Here is an 18,955-nt window from a genome sequence, read left to right on the forward strand (position 1 = left end):
TCAAACCCGGTAGACGTTCTCGTGGACCTTGCCGTGGACGATCCCCTCGATAGGCAACGCGCCCTCACTGAAGACGAGTGGTACGTCCGTGCCGGCGGTCCCATATCGAAAGCCCCGGTCGCCGACGATCGCGGTTCCGCGGCGCGCGTACTGGGCGTGCAGAAGCCCGGCATCCAGGTCTTCGGGGCTCGGCATGGTGTCGCCGAGCAGGAGCGACGGTCGCGCACTCGCGCACCCCGCAGTCGCCAACGCGTCGACGGCGAAGGACGCCCCGACGACGCTCGTTGCGTCGGAGGCGAAGTCCCGGTAGAAATCCTGCACGTGACTGGCCGGCAGCGAGGGGTCGGTGACGAGGGTCAGGCGCCCCCGCCGTTCCGCGAGCTGGTCTGCCTGCCGCGCGGCATCAGCCGCCTCGTCCCGTGAAGCGACGACGGCGAGAACGTCGACACGCCCGTCGGGCTTGTCGTATGAGATTCCCGCGGTATCGAGGACGGCTTCAAGGCGGCGCGCATAAGTGTGTTCCGACAGGACCTTTGTCAGGGCTGACTCCCGCATCGCGCCCCTGTCCGCGGCCGACAACTCTTGGAGACGCCCCGGATCGCGGTCCAAGAACACCACGTCGTCCCCAAAGAACCGCTCGACACCTCGCGAGTAGTTGCTGACGACGATGGTCCCGGACATTGCGAGCTCGAAGACCCGCCGCGCGAACATCGTAGGCGAACGAGTCTCGGTGTTGAAGTTGAGGCCGAGCTCGTACTCCTTGTACGCCCGAGCGAGCGCTGCGTGGGGGATCGCCGGACGGGTGAACGACTGATACCTCTTCGGGAACACGTGGTTGGGGTCGGAGTCCCCGTAGAAGCGGTCGTGGATCACCACCTCAGTGCCGGAACCAATCAGGGAGTCGAGGATCGAGGACATCGCAGCGCTTCGTCCAACATGATTGGCGTACCAACTGCCCGCAAAGATCGCACCGGGACGCCTCTCCGCGGGCGCGTTCGCCGGGTTGTAAAGCAGAGGCTGCGCCGCGAACGGCAGAGCGTGAACGCTTGCAGCACCCCACTCGTTTCGATAACGATCAACACAAGCCTCGTCCGTCGTGAAGATGTGGTCGAACATGAGCGCCGTCTTCACAAAGTCGTGGCGCCGGTCGTCGTAGTGGCTCGGGTCCTCCTTGTTCCAGAAGACCGTCGGGATGCCGCGGCTCCGGCAGTGCTCGAGGATCTCAATGAGGGTCTTGCGGTTCTCCTGGGACCAGGCATCGCTCGCGTAGACCTGCCCGCGCCACTCCCGTTCCGGGGTCGCTCCCGTCCACGCAGACTCGCAGAAGAAGATCTCCGGCGCGTGCTGCTCGAACTGCTCCTGCCAGCGTTCGGGATGGATCGACACGACGTCGCACTCGAACTTGAACGAGTTATAGGTGAAGGGGTCTGCCACCATCGCCATGCGCACGTGGCGTGCAGTGCGCGGGCGCTTCGCACGCGCGTCGATCTCCCGAACGCGCATCCTGTTGAGGATCTTGTACTCGGCGTTTCGAGAGTCGCGACCAATCTCCAGGCGAACCGTCGACGTGCCTTCTGGTACGTCGAGCGTGAGCAGGTTCTTGACGCCCGGCGAGTAACGGAGCGGGAGAGGGTCGGTGTCCGGCACGACACGGCCGCCGTTCGATGCACGGAACTGTGCCGTCAGTCGAGCGGCGTGAGCATCCACGGACTGGGAAGGGGACCGCAGATCGACCTCGACGGCGAGCCGACCGGACTGGCGTACAGGAACGGCAAGGTGGATGGGCGGGCCCGAGAGCGAGACCAGCGCGGCTGCGTCCGCGGCCTCCTCCGCACGCACGTACCACGAGTGGCCCACGGCGGGCGGTCCCTGGCGTCGCACGGATTGAAGCCGGCTTGGGGTCTTGCTCGGGGTCTCGCTCGACCCCTCGCTCTGATGAGCGATCTGTCCTCCGGTACTCGCATCGGACGGCACGGAGCGGTCGCGAACCTGTGCCGCCCGCGCGGCGGTCGCGGCCTCGGAGGCCGATCGACCGGCGTCGGTGGCAGCAGCCGTCGCCTGGCGCGCGGCCTTCTCGACCAGCTGCAGCCTCGCCTTCAGCTGATCGTTCTGATGGACCGCCCTGCGGGACTCGGCGTGGATCGCGAGCAGGTAGCGGCGCTGTGAACGTGCGTGGACGGACACGAGCGCTCCGACGATCGTTCCGACGACTCCGATCACGAGCGCCGCGAAGCCGGAGTCCAGAACGACGAAGACGACTAGAGCAATGGCCCACGCACCCAGGACAGTTCCCGCCCCCGACGGTGAAACCGCGTTCGCGAGGACGCGCGCTCTGGTGCGCAGAGCACCCCTGACGGACATCAGCTCACCGACACGCGGCTGACCGCGCCACGAGTGTCGATCAGTCGCGCGAAGGCCGACGCCACCGCTCCGTTGTCCACGAATTGATCGTGGTCGACGAGCAGGACAGCGACATCCGCGTGCTCCACCGCCACGTCAAGGTCGACGAGATCGACGTTGGCGCGCTCGGACAAGCCGGCGGGGAGAGCCGAAACGTGCGGCTCGACGACGAGAATCCTGCTGGTCGGAAGTGCCGCGAGGGATTCGACGATGCGCCGTGCGGGAGATTCCCTCATGTCGTCGATGTTGGCCTTGAACGCGAGGCCGAGGGCGGCGATGGTGGGCGACTCGATCCCCTCGACGGCGGCGACCACCTGGTCGATAACCCACTGCGGCTTGCTGTCGTTCACCTCGCGCGCGGTGCGGATGAGGCGCGCCTGCTCCGGGTCGGCGTCAACGATGAACCAGGGGTCCACGGCGATGCAGTGCCCGCCCACACCGGGGCCCGGCTGCAGGATGTTCACGCGCGGGTGGTGGTTCGCGAGGCGGATGAGCTCCCAGACGTCGACGCCCAGCTTGTCCGCGATGAGGGAGAGCTCGTTGGCGAAGGCGATGTTGACGTCGCGGTAGGAGTTCTCGACCAGCTTGGCCATCTCGGCGGTCACGGCGTCGGTGAGGAGGATCTCGCCCTGGCAGAAGACGGCGTACAACTCCTTCGCCATCTCCGCCGCCTCGGACGTGAGACCTCCGACGATGCGGTCGTTGGTGACCAGCTCGATCATCACGCGGCCGGGCAGCACCCGCTCCGGGCAATGGGCCACGTGGATCTGCGGGCGCCCGTCGGCCCCGTCCAGGGAGAGGTCCGGGCGAGCCTCCAGCGCCCACTCAGCCATCTTGCGCGTCGCCCCAGGCGGCGAGGTGGACTCGAGAATGAGGAGCTCGCCGCCCTGGAGCTGCGGGGCCACGGCCTTCACCGCTGCCTCGATGTAGGACAGGTCCGGCTCGTGGTCGCCCTGGAAGGGCGTGGGCACCGCGATGATGAAGGCGTCCGCCGGCTCGGGGGTGTCCGTCGCGCGCAGGGTGCCGTGCTGGACCGCGCCCGCCACGTAGGTGGCGAGATCCGGCTCGACGAAGGGCACGTCACCGCGGTTGATGGCCTCGACGTTGGACGGCTTCACGTCCACGCCGACCACCTTGACGCCCTTCGACGCGAAGATGGCGGCGGTGGGCAGGCCGATGTAGCCCAGCCCGATCACTCCGACGGTGTTGATCTCCATCATGTGTCCCTGTTCAGACGAGGACGTGCCGGTCGGCACGCCCGTAGAAGGCGACCGAGCCGCTGGCGAGCAACTCGGCGTCGGTGACGGTCCACGTGTGCCGGCCCTCGCCGGAACGCACCTGGACGAAGTTGAAGCGGTCTGCGGAATAGACACGCGCGCCACGGTCCACGACCCGGCGGAGGAACTCGGTGTCCTCGCCCCTCGCGGTCTCCCCGAAACGGGCCACGGTGGCGACGGCGCGACGCACGACGATAGTCGGTCCCATGACGAAGTCCGTGAACCGGTGCTCCCGCTCCGCGAACCGCAGCACGGTGGCGTCGTGGCCCTCGAGGTACATGTAGTGGGCCTGCTTGCCCACCACCTCGGCGCCGCTGTAGTCCAGCGCGTACAGCTGGTCGGAGAGGTACTCCGGGCCGTACAGGTCGTCGTCGTCCATCTTGGCCACGACGTCGCCGTCGGCCGCGTCGACGAGCCGGTTGAGGCAGCCGCCCAGCGGCACGTCGGAGCCCGCGTGCAGCAGCACGAGGTCCTCGACGCCGGCCTCCTTCGCACGCACGCGCAGGTCCGCCTCGTCGACCTCGAACCCGTGCGTGAGCAGCGCGAGCTGCAGGTCGACGCCGCGCTGCGCGCCGACGGTGCGGAGCACGTCGTCAAGCCGGTGCGGCCGGTTCGTGGACACGAGCGCCGTGACGGACGGGCGCGGCACCGCGGCCGCGTCGGCGAGCCCGACGTCGTGCAGCACGCGCTGCGCCCGCGCGCCGTAGGTGTGCTCGCGCCAGATGCGCCGCTGCCCGCGGTGGACGGCGCGATCGCGCAGCTCGGCCGAGCGCACCAGGGCGCGCACCGTGTCCGCGGCCTCGGCCCGCGTCGTCACCGCGAAGACCTCGTCGGCGGGGAAGAACTCGCCCGTCGCGGCGCTGGGCGCCGTGACCACGGGGGTGCCGCACGCCGTGATCTCGAATATCCGGCGGGCGCACATGCTCGGCGAGTCCACCACCGAGTTCACGTTGAGGAACGCCTTGTAGTCGCGGTAGGCGGTGAGCATCTGGGCGTAGTCGAGCGACCCGACGACGCGCGAGCCGAACGGCTCCGGGAACTCGTACTGGTCCCCCTGCCCGCGGAAGCGCGAGAAGATCTCCAGCCCGGTGGCCATGCGCGGCGACACGTCGAGCGCGCCGCCCAGCAGCATCTCCGCCTGCTCGCGACGCTCCGGGTACTTGTGCGCGAACCACGTGCCGGCGAACGCGACGTCGCGCCCCGGGCCGTCCCCGTGCGTGCGCACGGGGTTGTGGATCGCGGGCTGCGCGCCGAACTCCAGCACGCCCACGCGGTCGTGGCCCAGCCGCTCGCGGTAGGCGTCGAGGCGCCCGACGTCGGTCGTGTAGACGCGGTCGAACAGCGCCGCCGTCTCCACGAAGTCGTCGAAGTGGACCGGGTCCTCCTTGTTCCAGAAGACCGTGGGGATACCGCGCTCACGGGCGCTGTCGAGCATCTCGACGAGCGCGGGGCGGGGGGCCGACGTACCGGTGAGGTGGTACTGCCACGCCCCGCCGTTGCCGCGCCACGCCGACTCGACGAACACCAGGTCCAGGCCGTCGAGCTGCGCGCGCCACGACGATGGCTTGAGGAGCACCTGCTGCCACTCGTACCCGAAGGCAAGCCGCGAGAAATCGTCCAGCACCACGCCGACCCGCAGATCGCGGGCAGGCTCCCTGCGCGGCATCGCCCACGCGTCGAAGGTGAGCCCGTCCGCGGTCCGACGTCCGGCGCCACGCACCTGGTCCCCGACCGCGCGGCGCTTGCGCAGGAAGCGCCGCAGCTGCGCCGGGCCTCCGTGCCGCAGGTGCCACACGGCCTTCCGAGCGGTCGCCAAAGACACGCGTCGGTCGGCACGAGCGGGCATGCAGTCAGTCCTCGTTCGGTGAGCCGCGTCGTCACCCGGAGGGACGTTGCGGCGGCCGACGGAGCTGTCCTCGCCGAGCCGGGGCAACCATACCGGGCGACCGCCCCGCTCCTACAAGAAGCGTCCAGGAAACGGGCGCAGACACGCCGATTTCACCCGCGATGCCACGGATGTCCGACGTGCGGCGTCAGCCGTCGGCGCGCGACAGCCCCGCCTTGATCTGCGTCGTCGAGATCTCCGGCGTCCGCGCGAGGTACACCACCTCGCACTGCTCCTTGAGGAAGTCGAACTTCCCCTCCCAGTCGTCACCGATGACGAACGTGTCCACGTGGTACTTCTCCACGTCCGTCGTCTTCTGCTCCCAGCTGTCCTCCGGGATCACGAGGTCCACGTACCGGATCGCCTCCAGCATCCGACGACGCTCCTCGTACGAGAAGTACGACTTCTTCCCCTTGCCCGCGTTGAACTCGTCCGACGACAACGCCACGATCAGATAGTCGCCCTGCGCCTTCGCACGACGCAGCAGCTCGATGTGCCCGTAGTGCAGCAGGTCGTACGTGCCGTAGGTGATGACTCGCTTCATGAACTCATCCTTGGTCGAGGTCGTACTGGACGTCATGGCCTGCGACGCAGCCTAGACCGCGCGCGGACCCGGCAGGTGACGCGCCGCGACCCCGGCCGGTCGTGGGACCGGCCGGGGCCGCGGGAGTCGCCCGGGCTCAGAGGCTCAGGGGGACTCGCTCTCAGAGGCCGAGGGCGTTCTGGAGGGGCTCCAGCGTGAAGTAGACGACGAACATCGCGCCGGCGACCCACATCAGCGGGTGGATCTGGCGCACCTTGCCGAGCGCGAGCTTGATGATGACGAAGGCGATGAAGCCGGCGCCGATGCCGTCCGCGATGGAGTACGTGAACGGCATGAGGATGATCGTGAGGAACGCCGGGATGGCGATCTCGACGTTGCGCCACGAGATGCCCGCCACCTGCGCCATCATCAGGTAGCCCACGAAGACCAGGGCAGGCGCCGCGGCCTCGTAGGGCACCAGGGCGACGACGGGCGACAGGAACGTCGCGAGCAGGAACAGGACGCCGGTGACGACCGCGGCGAATCCGGTGCGGGCGCCGGCGCCGACGCCCGTCGTCGACTCCACGTACGCCGTGTTGGACGACGTGCTGCCGACGCCGCCCAGGACGGCGGCGAGCGAGTCGGCCACGAGGATGGCGCGGGTGCGCGGCGGGTTGCCGGCCTCGTCGAGCAGCTTGCCCTCCGCGCCGACGGCGACCATGGTCCCCATCGTGTCGAAGAAGTCCGCGATGAGCAGCGAGAAGACGATGAGGACCACGGACACGGCCGCGATGTTCTGGAACGACCCGAGCAGGGAGAACTGACCGATCAGGCCGAGGTCCGGCGTCGTGACGACACCGCTGAAGGTCGGGGCGTTGAGGTTGAAGCCGTTGGGGTTGCCGCCGCCCTTGGTGCCGATGTGCAGCGTGTTCTCCAGCACCACCGCGAGCGCGGTGGCCGTGATGATCGCGACCAGCATGGCGCCGCGCACCTTGCGCACGAACAGCACGATGGTGAGCACGAGGCCGACGACGAACACGAGCATCGGCCAGGTGCCGAGGTTGCCGAGCGCGACGACGGTGCCCTCGCCGGGCACCACGAAGCCGGCGTTCACGAGGCCGACCAGCGCGATGAACATGCCGATGCCGACGCTGATCGCCGTCTTGAGCTCCACGGGCACGGCGTTGAACACGGCCTCCCGGAACCCGGTGAGCACGAGGACGAGGATGATGATGCCCTCGATCACCACGAGACCCATGGCGTCGGCCCAGGTGACCTTGTCGATGCTGGCGATCGAGTAGGCGACGACGGCGTTGAGCCCGAGGCCCGCGGCCAGGCCCAGCGGGTAGTTCGCGAAGACGCCCATGACGAGGGTCGCGACGCCCGCGACGAGGGCCGTCGCGGCGGCCACCATGCCGAGCGTCTCGGGCGTGGCCTCGGCGCCGCCGCCGAGCACCTGCCCGGTGCCGTCCTGCACGGTGCCGATGATCAGCGGGTTGAGCACGATGATGTAGCTCATCGCGAAGAAGGTCACCAGACCGCCGCGGATCTCCGCGCCGATGGTGGAGCCTCGCTCGGTGATCTTGAAGAAGCGGTCGATCGCGCTCAGCTCGCCCTGGGGCGGCGCGGTGGTCTGGTTCGCCATGAGCAGAATCGTGCCAGATCTTGTGAAGGCCTCCTGCACGGAAACCGGTCCGTGACACGGAATTCACGGCGCGGCGACGTCCCGGGGCGACGGCCCTCAGTACGCCCCGCGCCCGCTGACCACGGCTTTCGCGGTCCGGGCGAGGATGAGGAGGTCGCCGAACACGGTCCAGTTCTCGGCGTAGAACACATCGAGCCGCACGCCCTCCTCCCAGGTGAGGTCGGACCGGCCGCCCACCTGCCACAGCCCGGTGAGGCCGGGCTTGACCCGGAGCCGGCGCCGCACCCGCGACTCGTACTGCGACACCTCGGCGGGCAGGGGCGGGCGCGGGCCGACGAGGGACATCTGCCCGGCGAGGACGTTGAACAGCTGCGGCAGCTCGTCGAGGGACAGACGGCGCAGGACCTTGCCGACGGCGGTGACGCGCGGGTCGTCGTGCAGCTTGAACAGGACGCCGGAGCCGTCGTTCTGCTCCGCCAGCGCGGCGAGCTCGGCGTCGGCCCCCACGCGCATGGACCGGAACTTCAGCATCCGGAACGTACGCTCGTCGCGGCCGACGCGGTCCTGCGAGTAGAGGACAGGCCCCGGGCTCGTCAACCGGACGGCGAGCGCCACCACGACCATGAGCGGCAGCAGCAGCGCCGTGATGAGGACGGCCCCCGTCCAGTCGACGACGGACTTGAGCACGTATCGCGGCCCGGTGAACCGCGGCGCGTCCACGTGCAGCAGCGACACGGACTGCTCGGGGGTGATGGTGATGCGCGGCCCGGCGACGTCGGCGAGCTCCGCGGTGAGCATGAGGTCCACGCCGACCGGCTCGAGCTCCCACCCGAGCCGGCGCACGACGTCGGCGGTGATGGCGTCCGAGCCACTCACGGCCACGCAGTCCGCGCCCACCTGCGCCGCCATCGCGCCGGCGGTGCGCAGGTCGCCGAGCACCGGCACCCCGAGGATGTCCTCGCCGGGGCGCACGTCGTCGGTCGTCGGGACGCAGACCCCCACGACGCGGTAGCCCGACTGCCGGTCGTTGAGCTCGTGCACGAGCCGCTCCACCTGGTCCTTCAGCCCGATGGCGAGGACCTGGGTGACGCAGCCGCCCTTCCGCCGCTGCCGGTGCAGCCACCCACGGCACACCCAGCGGCCCACGAGCAGGGCGAGGACACCGGTCGGCACCGCGACGAGGAGGAACGTGGACACGCCCGGCCGGGCCACCACCAGGCCGAGCAGTGCGAGCGGCGCGACGAGCCGCCAGGACGCGTCGAACACCCGCTGGTACTCGGCGGGCCCGGACGCGAACACCCGCACGTCGTAGGCGCGGGCGAGCCACAGGCTGGCGAGCCACGCGGCGACCAGCACGGCGACCGACAGCACCTGGTCGCCGAGCACCGTCGGGGTCACGCTGTCGCGCACCACGGCACCCCGCGCGACGGCGGCGACGAGCGCCGTGCCGACGACGACCACGACGTCGCTCCGTACCAGACGGCGACGGTACGAGGCCTGCCAGGACCCGGCGCGGAAGGAGTCGCGCACCTCCTTGACGCGGGCAGCGCGGGCGGCGGCGGTGCGCGACCGGAGGGGCTGGCCGGTGTCCGGGATCGTGATCACGACGGCCTCCTTCCTCCGGGCCGGCCGCCGCATCCTCGCGCGGCGGCGTCACCAAGGTAGGAGCGTCGGAGGGCTCACCGTGACCCCCCGGCGACCCTTTCACCCCGCCTTTCACCCGAGCGCGTTTTCACCCCCTGACCTGCACTTTCACCCACTCTTCAGCCGTCGGTCCGCGTCATGGTCCGGGTGCCCGGGGACATCGCCGCCCGGGGCCACGGACGCGCCATAGACTGGGGCCGTGCCCTCGCTCGTCCGTCTGCTGACCCATCCCGAGGAGCGCCGTCCCGGCCCCCCGCCCCTGCGCGTGGACCTGCGGCGCGTGATGCTCGGCGGCATCGGCCTGTGGGCGGTCGCGCTCGTCGCGACGTTCGTGATGTTCATGCTCGACCGCGGCACGCTCGAGGCGGTCGTGACCTGCGTGGCCGGCATCCTGCTCGGCGGCGCCGGCCTGCTCTGGGAGCGCCGGCACCGCGACGAGTACCGCGGCGAGGGCTGAGACGCCCGTCAGCCCCAGGCGGTCGTGACCCACAGCTCGGCGGCGCGCTCCGGTGCGGCGAGCACGGTGGCCAGCAGGGCGGCGCGGTCGGGCCGCCCCAGCAGGTCGGCGAGCGCGGCGGCCAGGCCGGCACGGTCGGTGGCGTGCGCGCGACCCTCGGCGTCGACCCACCACGGCACGGGCCCGCCGGCGACGGACAGGCGCCCGTGCTCGAACCACGCGCGCGGCAGGCGGGGGTCCAGCGCCGCGACACGCTCGTCGAGCGCGCGCTCGACCCCCGGACCGTCGGGAGACGGCAGGCCGTCCTCCCCCACGACGGGCAGGTCGAGCAGGTCCGCGACGGCGGCCACCTCGGCCTCGGGCACCGGCAGCACCGCGCCGAGCACGGCCCAGCGGGCGGTCCCGGCAACCTCGACGTCGTCGGCCAGGCGCACGACGACGTCGCTCGCGTCGAGCGCGGGCAGCCGGTCCGGGAGCGGGTCGAGGGCGCTGGCGCGCGCGCCGGGCGCGAGCCGCACCGCGAGGCCCGCGAGCCCCCGCCACACCCCCAGCGCGACCGGCAGGGGCACGGACGTGCCGGGCTCGGGCAGCCGGTCCAGCGCGGCCGGCCAGTCGAGCGGGTCCAGGCGGTCGAGGCCGTCGACGACGCCGAGCGCGCGGCGCGCCTCCGGGTCGAGGGCGGCCACGGCGGGCGGCGGGGGCGGCAGCAGCGGGACGCCGTCGTGCGCCGCGAAGGGCGCGCCGAGCCGGTCGCGCAGCCACCACGCCGTGTATGACGGGGCGCCCGCGACCGGGGTCACGAGGGCCCGGCGGGCGTCGGGGTCGGCCACCAGCGCGGCCAGCACCCCGGCCCAGGGGTCGCCGTCGGCCTGGTCGTCGTCCTCGTCGCTCGGCACGTCGACCGCGTCGAGGTCGGCCACGGCGTCCACGTCGCCGACGTCGACGCCCGGCCCCACGCGGTCGGCGAGGTAGCGCAGGTAGTCCTCCCAGCCGGAGAGCCAGCCGGCCGGGTCGTCGGGCCCGTGCTCCGGCTCGGGGTCCGCCGGGTCGGGCGTGAGGACGTCCGCGACCCGGTAGACACCGACGCCGGCACGCACGCCGACGGCGGTCAGCAGCGGAGGCGTGTAGTACGCGAGCGCGGCGCGCGTGACCGGCGCCAGGCCGGGCATCCCCGCGGCCCACGAGCCCGGGAGCACGGCCTCGCGCGCAGGGCGCATGCCGTCCTCCGTCGGCACGGGCAGCTCGCCGAGCCAGAAGGGGAACGCGTCGCCGCCGCCCGCGAGCGCGAGCCGGGCCAGCGCCAGCACGTTCTGCACCACCTCGCGCGGGCTCACGTCCACGGGGCCCACCAGGGTCGGCCCGCCGACGCCCGGCGCCTGGGGCACGTCCGCCGCGCCGTCGAGCAGCGCCTCCGAGGCCGCGAGCGCGAGGGCCCGCACGCCCGGGTCGTCCAGCAGCGCGCGCGGGCTCGTGGACGTGGCGCCCGCGCGGACCAGCAGCGGGTGCGCGGCGTCGGGGTGCACCACCCGCACGCCGAGGGTGCGCGCGACGGCGGCGAGCGCGGGGTCGTCGTCGTCCTCCGGCAGCACGACCGTGCCGCGCACCCCGGACGCCGTGCGGCCGTCGGCGAGCGGCACCCGCGCGCCGGCGAGCGCTTCGAGCAGCCCCGGGTCGGAGGCGTACAGCTCCAGGGCCGCGCACACCGCGTGCCACCGCGCGGGCGGGAGGCCGCCGGGCAGGTCCGCGACGACGTCGGCGAGCGTGGTGGGCGTCGCACCGAGGCGGCGCGCCACGCCCTGCTGCGCCGTGGTCAGGGCGACGAGGCCGGGCACGACGCCGGCCAGCACGGCCACGAGCCCCGGGTCGTCGCCCGCCGCGCCGACGAGCACCGTGGCGTCGGCCGGCGCGACCGCCCCGGCTGCCATCGCGTCGTCGGACGGCTCCTCCGTGCCGCGCGGAGCGGGCAGCAGGGGCGCGGACCGCAGGGCGTCCAGCGCGGCGTCGCGCACGGCGGCGTCGAGGTCGCCGGCCGGCATCCCGCCGGGCACGAGCTCCAGCACGTCGGCGCCGCGCTCGGTCGCGAGCCCGGCCAGCAGGTCCGCGTACGCGCGACCGGCCTCGGTCGCGACCCGGTCGGTGAGGGCGCCCGGCAGCACGCGACGGCGCCCCGGGTCCACGGGGAACGACGCCACGAGCAGCGCGGGGAACGTCAGCGGCACGTCGGTGGGCGTCGGCGCGTGCAGGACGCCGCCCTCGGCCGCGCCGCCCCGGACCGTGCCGCCGTCGCGGCGCACGGCCCACGCGACCGACCAGCGGGACCGGCGCTGTTCCCGCGGCAGGTCCGCGACGGCGTCCTCGTCGACCGCGCCGGAGCGCCGCAGCACCACCCACCGGTCCTCGAGGTCGGCGAGCACCCGCGACGCCGTCCCCCCGTCGTCGCTGTGAGCGGACGTTTGGCCCCGTTCCGAGTCCGCAACGGGGCCAATCACCCGCTCACAACGATCGATCGTCACCGAGGCGAGCGCGGGCAGGGCCAGCAGCAGCGCGTCGTCGAGGGCGTCGAGCTGCGCGCGCACCGCGTCCACGGCCGCGGCGTCGCGCAGCACCAGCTCCACAAGGGTGTCGTAGGCCTCGTCGTCGTCCGCCGCGTCCTCGCCCAGCGCGGGCGCGGGGAACGGCAGCCGCAGCACGGGCAGGTCGTCGCCGCGCCCGGCGACGGCGTCGCGCAGGGCCGTGCCCGCGGGCGCGACGTCGGCGAGCAGGTCGCGCGTCGCCGCCAGCGAGAACCGCACGCCGCCGCCCCGCGAGCGCACGGTGACCTCGTCGGCCACGGCGCGCACCGCGGCGAAGCCGACGCCGAACCGGCCGACCTGGGCAGCGGGAGCACCCCCGTCCGGCCCGTCGTCGGCGCCGGGCGCGGTCTTGGCCGACGCGCGCAGCGACGCGAGCGACGCGACGCCGTCCGCCGTCAGCGGGGCGCCGGTGTTGGCGGCGACCAGGGTCGCGACGCCGCGTGGGTCGCCCGCGGGCAGGTCGGTCAGGCGCAGCCGGAGCCGCCCGGGCACCCCGGCGCGCGCGGCGGCGTCCTGGGCGTTCTGCGCGAGCTCCACCACCACGCGGTCGCGGTAGTAGCCGCGGGCGTGGTCCTCCTCCGCGTTCGCGTCCTCCCGGAAGCGCGTGCCCGACCCGAGCCACGCCTCCGTGACCGCGTGCCGCAGCGCGACGGTCCCGAAGACGTCGCCCGTCACTCGGCGTCGGTGCGCTCGGGAGCGGCGTCCGCCTCCGCGGCGTCGGTCGTGCCGTCGCGGGCGGCGTCGATGGCGGTGGCGGTGGCGGACGCCGGAGCGTCCGTCCGCGGAGCCCGGCGCTCGACCGTCACGGCCTCCACCCGGAGCTCGTCGATGAGCGGCGCGTCGGCCGGCCAGTCGCTCGGGGGGCGCGGGGCGTCGGTCTCCGAGTGCGCGCCGCAGCCGTGGTCGAGCGAGACGACCTTGCCGTCGTCGGGCGACCACGCGTTGGCGCAGACGCCGAAGAGCTGCCCGAGCGGCCCCTGCAGCGGCACGAGGAAGCCGCAGCTCATGCACTCGGCGGGCGACGCGACCGCGCCCGGCGCCGTCGGCCCGCGCGACCCGCGGTACCAGCGCTCCGCGGCCTCGTCGCGGCCCTGCGGGGACAGCACCCGCTCGCGCGCGAGGGCGAGCTCGTCGATCGCGACGGAGTCGAGCTCCTCGTCGCCGGTGGCCTTCCACCCGGGCTCCAGGCGCGGGTCGTCCGCCTTGAACGGCAGCGTGTCGCCGGGGCCGATGTCGCCCGGGCGCAGGCGCTCCGCCCACGGCAGCCAGGCCGGGGCGAGCAGCGCGTCGTCGCCGGGCAGCAGCTCGACCTCGCACACGGTGGCCACGCGGCCGCGCGGCACGCGCGCCAGCGTCACCGTCCAGTGCCAGCCGCGGTAGCCGGGCATCGTGGCCGCGAACCGGTGGGACATGAGGCGCTCACCCTCGGCGACGGTGCCCAGGTGCTCCCCGACGTCCGACGGCGACGACGCACCCTCCTGCGCGGCCTCGCGGGCCAGGTCGACCGCGCCCAGCAGGACGGCGTCCTTGCGCGCGCGGGAGCTGACCCGCGTCGTGCGTGCGGGGGCGTCTGCGGCAACGGTCACCATGTCGTGGTCCTCTTCGTGCTCGTCATGTCCTCGTCTCGGGCCCTCGACCGGGCGGGCGCGCCGGTCAGGAGTCGAGGTCGTCCGCGACGGCCCGCAGCAGCGTCGCGACGCGCTTGCCGGCCGTGGCGTCCGGATACTTGCCCCGCTTGAGCTGGTCGCCGACGCGGTCGAGCACCTTGATGAGGTCCTCGGTGATGGCGGCCATCTCCGACGGCGCCTTGCGCCGGGCCTTCGCCACCGACGGGGCCGGGTCCAGCAGCGTCACCGAGAGTGCCGAGGGTCCGCGGCGGCCGTCGGCCACACCGAACTCGACCCGCGCGCCCGGCTTGACCCCGTCGACGTCCGAGGGCAGGGCGGAGGCGTGCAGGAAGATCTCCCCGCCGTCCTCGCTGGCGATGAAGCCGAAACCACGCTCCGCGTCGTACCACTTGACCTTGCCGGTGGGCACCTGGACCTCTTCGTGCTCGTCGTCGACTGCGGTACCGCGCCGGTGCGCGGAACCTGACCCGGCCGCCCGGGCGCACGCCCGGCTCCGGCCAGACGCTCAGGCTACCGGCCGGTGCCGCCCGACGTCGCATCGGTCCGCCGTGCCCGACGCTCCCGTCGCGCGGTGGGGACGGTCAGGAGATCCCGAGGTCGGCGGCGAGCCGCCGGGCGACGGCGTCGTACCACTGCCCGGGGTCCTCGACGGAGCCGACGAGGTGCCCGAAGAGCTCGAACGACACCGTGCCGAACAGCGTGGTCCAGGCCATGAGCGTGCGCGTCACCAGCTCGGTGGGCGCGTCGGCGACGATCCCCCGCTCCGCGACGAACTGCCGCGCCGGGTCCACGAGGTCGCGGACGTCGGGGGCGCCGTCCGGCGCGGGCCGCGGGGTCGCTCCCGCGTCGTGGGCGCGCGCCACGACCGTGACGAGGACGCGCACCACCCGCGTCGCCGGGTCGACGGTGTCGCGCGGGGCCGCGTACCCGGGCACGGGCGTGCCGTAGAGGAGCCCGAGCTCGGCGGGGTGCTCCACGGCCCAGTCGCGCAGGGCGTGGCACGCGGCGAGCCAGCGGGCGGCGACGTCGTCCTGGTCGGTGACCGCGGCGTCCGCCTCCTCGACGGCGGCGCCGAGCTCGTCGTAGCACTCCACGATCAGGGCGGTGAGCAGCGCGTCGCGGCTCGGCACGTACCGGTACACCGCCGAGGAGACCATCCCGACGTCGCGGGCGACGGCGCGCAGGGAGAGGGCGGCCGGGCCGTCGGTCGCGAGGCGTGCGCGGGCCGCGTCGAGGATCTCGCGGGTGAGGGTCTCGCGGGCGAGGGCGCGGGCGGTGCGGGGGGCGTCGGCCATGCGGCCCACCCTGGCATGCGAGAGCATCGCCCACAAACGAGAGCAGTGCTCTTGCTAGCCGGCGTCGCGCATGCCACGATCGGCACGACAGAGAGCACCGCTCTCGGAATGGAGCACCCGTCATGACCGACCGTCACCTGATCGTCGGCGCCGGACCCGTCGGCCGGCACGCCGCCGCGCTGCTCGCCGCGCGCGGCTCCGACGTCACCGTCGTCACCCGCACCGGCCGCGACACCGGGATCGCCGGCGTCGCGCACGCCGCCCTCGACGCGACCGACGCCGACGCCCTGGCCCGCGCGGCCGACGGCGCCGACGTCCTCTACAACTGCGCCAACCCCGGCGACTACACGCAGTGGGAGCGCGCCTGGCCCCCGCTCGCCGCCTCGTTCCTCGCCGCGGCCGAGCGGTCCGGCGCGGTCTACGCGATCACGGGCAACCTCTACCCCTACGGCCCGGTCGACGGCCCGATGACGGAGGACCTCCCCGACGCCGCCACCGACCACAAGGGCAGGCTGCGCGCGCAGCTGTGGTCCGACGCCCGACGGTCGTTCGAGGGCGGCCGGCTGCGCGGCGTCGTCGAGGTCCGCGCGTCGGACTACGTCGGCCCCGGGGTGGGCGGCAACGGGCACGTCTCGCGCGTGCTGCCCGCGGCGCTGCGCGGGCGGCGCGTCACGATGATGGGCCGCACCGACCTGCCGCACACGTTCACCGACGTGGGCGACGTCGCACGCACCCTGGTCGCCGCCGCCGAGGACCCCGGCGCGCACGGCCGCACCTGGCACGTGCCGAGCAACCCGCCGCGCACGCAGGCGCAGGCCCTGGCCGACGTCCTCGCCGCCGCCGGTCGCCCACCGGTGCGGGTCCGCTCGCTGCGCGGCCCCGCCCTGGCCGCCGTCGCGGCCGTCTCCCCCTTCATGCGCGAGGTCCGCGAGCTGATCTACCAGTGGGAGCGCCCGTACCAGCTCGACGACTCCGCCGCCCGCGCCCGCTGGGGCCTCGAGCCCACCCCGTGGGAGGAGGTCTGCCGCCGCACCGCCCGCGGCTGACCCCGCCCTGCTGCCGAACAGGCAGTTGACACCGTGATGGGCGCTCCCACGGCCCCATCACGGTGTCAACTGCCTGTTCGGCGAGGAGGGGGCGACGCGTAGCATCGATCAGATGGCCACCACGTCGCCCGGGAGCACGACGGAGGCCGACGTCGCGGGCGGCGCCGGCGCCACGGCCGCGCCCCGCACCTTCGCCGAGGCGGTCCGCGCGCGGGACGACGACGAGCTCCTCGCGCTGCTGCGCGCCCGCCCGGACCTGGCCACGCCGTCGCCGTCCACGCTGCGCTCCCTCGCCGCCCGTGCGTCGAGCCGCACGGCCCTCGAGCGCGCGCTCGCCCACGCCGACGCGCGGACGCTGCAGACGCTCGAGGCCGTCGTCGCGCTCGCCCCCGTCGGGGCGGTGACTCCCGGCGACGTGCGACGTGCGGTCGGTGCGGACGGCGACGCGACGGCGGACGGCGCGGACGCGGGGTCCGCCGTCGAGCGCGTGCTCGACGACGCGCTGACCGCCGCGCTGCTGTGGGACGCGGGCGAGCCCGGCCATCCCGACCTGCGCCCGGCGCCCGGGCTGGACGACGTGCTCGGCCCGCACCCCGCCGGCCTCGGCCCCGTCCGCCCGGAGACTCGTCCGGCGCCGGACGACGGCGCCCTACCCGACCTGCCCCGCGGCGGCCGCGAGGTGCTCGACGCGCTCGCGTGGGGCCCGCCGATCGGCCTCGTCCCCGCGCCGGGCACGACGGCGCGGACGGCGGTCGACGCGCTCGTGGACGCGCGCCTGCTGCTGCGCACGGACGCCCGGCACGTGACGCTGCCGCGCGACGTCGGGCTGGCGCTGCGCGGCGGGCGCACGCACCGCTCCCCCGAGCTGGCGCCGCCGCGCCCCGACGGCCCGGCCGTGCCGCAGGAGGCCGCCGACGCGGAGGCCGCGAACGCCGCGCTCGAGCTGGTGCGCCGCGTGGACCTCCTCGTCGCCGCGTGGGACGACACGGCGCCCCCGGTGCTGCGCAGCGGCGGCCTCGGCGTGCGCGACCTGCGCCGCACCGCGCAGGCCCTCGGCACCGACGAGGCGTCCGCGGCGTTCGTCGTCGAGCTCGCCGCGGCCGCGGGGGTCGTGGCCGACGACGGCGACGCCCCGCCCTCGTACCGTCCGACGACCGTCGCCGACGCGTGGGAGGGGATGGACGACGCCGAGCGGTGGGCCCTCCTGGCGACGGCCTGGGCGACGTCGCGCCGCACACCGTGGCTGGTCGGCTCGCGCGACGAGAAGGGGAGCCTTCGGGCGCCGCTGCACCCGGACCTGCACCGCGGCTGGGTGCCGCGGCTGCGGCGGCAGGTGCTCGACGTGCTCGCCGCGCAGCCCGGGACGGCCCTGGGCCCGGACGCCGTGATGGCGGTGCTGCGCTGGCACGCCCCGCGCACCGTGCCGCCCGAGCAGGCCGTGGCGGGGCTGCTCGCCGAGGCGACGCTGCTCGGCGCGACCGGCGCGGGCGCGCTCTCCGGGCCGGGCGCGGCACTCCGGGCGCACCTGTCCTCCCCCGCCCGCCCGTCCGACGCACGACCGACCCCGGTGCACCTCGCCCCCGCCGACCTGGTGGCGGCGATGCGCGACGCCCTGCCCGCCGAGGTGGACGAGGTGCTGCTGCAGGGCGACCTCACCGGCATCGTGCCCGGGCGGCCGTCGCAGGCGCTCGCCGTGCTGCTGGGGCGGTCGGCCGACGTGGAGTCGCGGGGCGCGGCGACCACGGTGCGCTTCTCGCCCTCCTCGGTCACGCGGGCCCTCGACCACGGCACCACGGCCGACGAGCTGCTCGGCGCGCTCGCCGAGCGGTCGCGGGTGCCCGTCCCGCAGCCGCTGGAGTACCTGGTGCGCGACACGGCGCGCCGGCACGAGTCGCTGCGGGTCGGCTCGGCCGGGTCGTACGTGCGCGCCGCGGACCCCGCGGTGCTCGCCGGGCTCGCGGCGGACCCGCGGCTCGCCCACCTCGGCCTGGTGCGCCTGGCGCCCACGGTGCTCGCCGCCGCCGTCCCCGCCGTCGAGCTGCACGACGCGCTGCGCGCCCGCGGGCTGCTGTCAGCGGTCGAGGGGCCCGACGGCCGCGTGCTCAGCACCCGCCTGCGCCGGCTGCCCCGCCTCGACCGGGCCGCCCGGGACGCGCGCCGCGGGCCGGTCGCCGAGCCGGAGGCGACGACCGACGACGCCCGAGCGAGCCTGGTCGCGCGCCTGCGTGCCGCCGACTCGGGCGACGAGACGGCCGTCGACCGCCTGGCCGGGCGCCGGGCGGACCCGGTCGTGCCGCCGCCCGTCACGTCCTCCCCGGCGGCGACGCCGCGCGCCCCGAACGGCCGGCCCCGCACGACCGAGCCCGGCGACGCGCTCGCCACCCTGCACGACGCGCTGCGCGACGGCCACCTCGTGTGGATCGAGATGGTCGGCGCGTCGGGCGGCCTCGAGCGGCGGGCGCTCAAGCCGCTGCGGCTCGACGGCGGACGGCTGCGCGCGCTGGACCCGGCGCGCGAGGCGGAGCTCACCGTCGCCGTGCACCGCATCGCCGCCGTCGAGCCGGTGGACGGCTGACCAGCCC

General features: G+C 74.3%; 13 protein-coding genes. 3 read left to right on the top strand and 10 right to left on the bottom strand.

The window, feature by feature from the left end:
• The 6 genes from ACFWDO_RS10890 to ACFWDO_RS10915 form a co-directional block, all read right to left on the bottom strand.
• The gene (locus ACFWDO_RS10890) at positions 1 to 2,361 is read right to left on the bottom strand and encodes a glycosyltransferase (RefSeq protein ID WP_380321963.1); all 2,361 of its coding nucleotides are present in this window, start codon (positions 2,359 to 2,361) and stop codon (positions 1 to 3) included.
• Positions 2,361 to 3,620, bottom strand: coding sequence for a UDP-N-acetyl-D-mannosamine dehydrogenase (wecC, locus tag ACFWDO_RS10895; protein ID WP_380321966.1), 1,260 nt, complete (start codon positions 3,618 to 3,620; stop codon positions 2,361 to 2,363). Before wecC ends, ACFWDO_RS10890 begins: the two co-directional genes overlap by 1 nt.
• A 10-nt stretch (positions 3,621 to 3,630) precedes the next feature.
• A complete protein-coding gene (locus ACFWDO_RS10900) occupies positions 3,631 to 5,499 on the bottom strand; it encodes a glycosyltransferase (RefSeq protein WP_380321997.1) in 1,869 nt (622 codons plus the stop codon).
• Between the two features lie 211 nt (positions 5,500 to 5,710).
• The gene (gene tagD, locus ACFWDO_RS10905) at positions 5,711 to 6,106 is read right to left on the bottom strand and encodes a glycerol-3-phosphate cytidylyltransferase (RefSeq protein ID WP_380321970.1); all 396 of its coding nucleotides are present in this window, start codon (positions 6,104 to 6,106) and stop codon (positions 5,711 to 5,713) included.
• Between the two features lie 160 nt (positions 6,107 to 6,266).
• Positions 6,267 to 7,730: an NCS2 family permease gene (locus ACFWDO_RS10910; protein WP_380321973.1), complete on the bottom strand. Its 1,464-nt coding sequence runs from the start codon at positions 7,728 to 7,730 to the stop codon at positions 6,267 to 6,269.
• Positions 7,731 to 7,826: 96 nt separating this feature from the next.
• The gene (locus ACFWDO_RS10915; protein ID WP_380321976.1) at positions 7,827 to 9,335 is read right to left on the bottom strand and encodes a sugar transferase; all 1,509 of its coding nucleotides are present in this window, start codon (positions 9,333 to 9,335) and stop codon (positions 7,827 to 7,829) included.
• Between the two features lie 238 nt (positions 9,336 to 9,573).
• Between ACFWDO_RS10915 and ACFWDO_RS10920 the strand changes: the two genes are divergently transcribed.
• Entirely contained in the window at positions 9,574 to 9,831 is a 258-nt protein-coding gene (locus ACFWDO_RS10920; RefSeq protein ID WP_380321979.1) for a DUF2530 domain-containing protein, read from the top strand.
• An 8-nt stretch (positions 9,832 to 9,839) separates the two neighbouring features.
• Here ACFWDO_RS10920 and ACFWDO_RS10925 read toward each other — a convergent pair whose 3' ends face one another.
• From ACFWDO_RS10925 to ACFWDO_RS10940, 4 genes are all read right to left on the bottom strand, one after another.
• Positions 9,840 to 13,079, bottom strand: coding sequence for a sacsin N-terminal ATP-binding-like domain-containing protein (locus ACFWDO_RS10925; protein ID WP_380321982.1), 3,240 nt, complete (start codon positions 13,077 to 13,079; stop codon positions 9,840 to 9,842).
• Entirely contained in the window at positions 13,076 to 13,993 is a 918-nt protein-coding gene (locus ACFWDO_RS10930) for a DUF3027 domain-containing protein (RefSeq protein ID WP_380321985.1), read from the bottom strand. The genes ACFWDO_RS10925 and ACFWDO_RS10930 overlap by 4 nt, the downstream gene beginning before the upstream one ends.
• Before the next feature lie 64 nt (positions 13,994 to 14,057).
• Positions 14,058 to 14,441, bottom strand: coding sequence for a cold-shock protein (locus ACFWDO_RS10935; protein WP_380321988.1), 384 nt, complete (start codon positions 14,439 to 14,441; stop codon positions 14,058 to 14,060).
• A gap of 172 nt (positions 14,442 to 14,613) precedes the next feature.
• Positions 14,614 to 15,327, bottom strand: a complete 714-nt coding sequence (locus ACFWDO_RS10940) for a TetR/AcrR family transcriptional regulator (RefSeq protein WP_380321991.1) — start codon at positions 15,325 to 15,327, stop codon at positions 14,614 to 14,616.
• A gap of 122 nt (positions 15,328 to 15,449) precedes the next feature.
• On the opposite strand from ACFWDO_RS10940, the gene ACFWDO_RS10945 reads away from it, so the two are divergent.
• Together ACFWDO_RS10945 and ACFWDO_RS10950 are read left to right on the top strand one after the other, a co-directional pair.
• Entirely contained in the window at positions 15,450 to 16,373 is a 924-nt protein-coding gene (locus ACFWDO_RS10945; protein WP_380321994.1) for an NAD-dependent epimerase/dehydratase family protein, read from the top strand.
• Between the two features lie 112 nt (positions 16,374 to 16,485).
• Positions 16,486 to 18,948: a helicase-associated domain-containing protein gene (locus tag ACFWDO_RS10950; RefSeq protein WP_380323952.1), complete on the top strand. Its 2,463-nt coding sequence runs from the start codon at positions 16,486 to 16,488 to the stop codon at positions 18,946 to 18,948.
• Positions 18,949 to 18,955 lie beyond the last annotated feature (7 nt).

This window comes from Isoptericola sp. NPDC060185 (genome assembly GCF_042728595.1).
GTDB lineage: Bacteria > Actinomycetota > Actinomycetes > Actinomycetales > Cellulomonadaceae > Isoptericola.

Coding starts and splice junctions, on each gene's coding strand:
- ACFWDO_RS10890 (WP_380321963.1), bottom strand. CDS start 2,361: ATGTCCGTCAGGGGTGCTCTGCGCACCAGAGCGCGCGTCCTCGCGAAC.
- wecC (WP_380321966.1), bottom strand. CDS start 3,620: ATGATGGAGATCAACACCGTCGGAGTGATCGGGCTGGGCTACATCGGC.
- tagD (WP_380321970.1), bottom strand. CDS start 6,106: ATGAAGCGAGTCATCACCTACGGCACGTACGACCTGCTGCACTACGGG.
- ACFWDO_RS10910 (WP_380321973.1), bottom strand. CDS start 7,730: ATGGCGAACCAGACCACCGCGCCGCCCCAGGGCGAGCTGAGCGCGATC.
- ACFWDO_RS10930 (WP_380321985.1), bottom strand. CDS start 13,993: ATGGTGACCGTTGCCGCAGACGCCCCCGCACGCACGACGCGGGTCAGC.
- ACFWDO_RS10940 (WP_380321991.1), bottom strand. CDS start 15,327: ATGGCCGACGCCCCCCGCACCGCCCGCGCCCTCGCCCGCGAGACCCTC.
- ACFWDO_RS10945 (WP_380321994.1), top strand. CDS start 15,450: ATGACCGACCGTCACCTGATCGTCGGCGCCGGACCCGTCGGCCGGCAC.
- ACFWDO_RS10950 (WP_380323952.1), top strand. CDS start 16,486: ATGGCCACCACGTCGCCCGGGAGCACGACGGAGGCCGACGTCGCGGGC.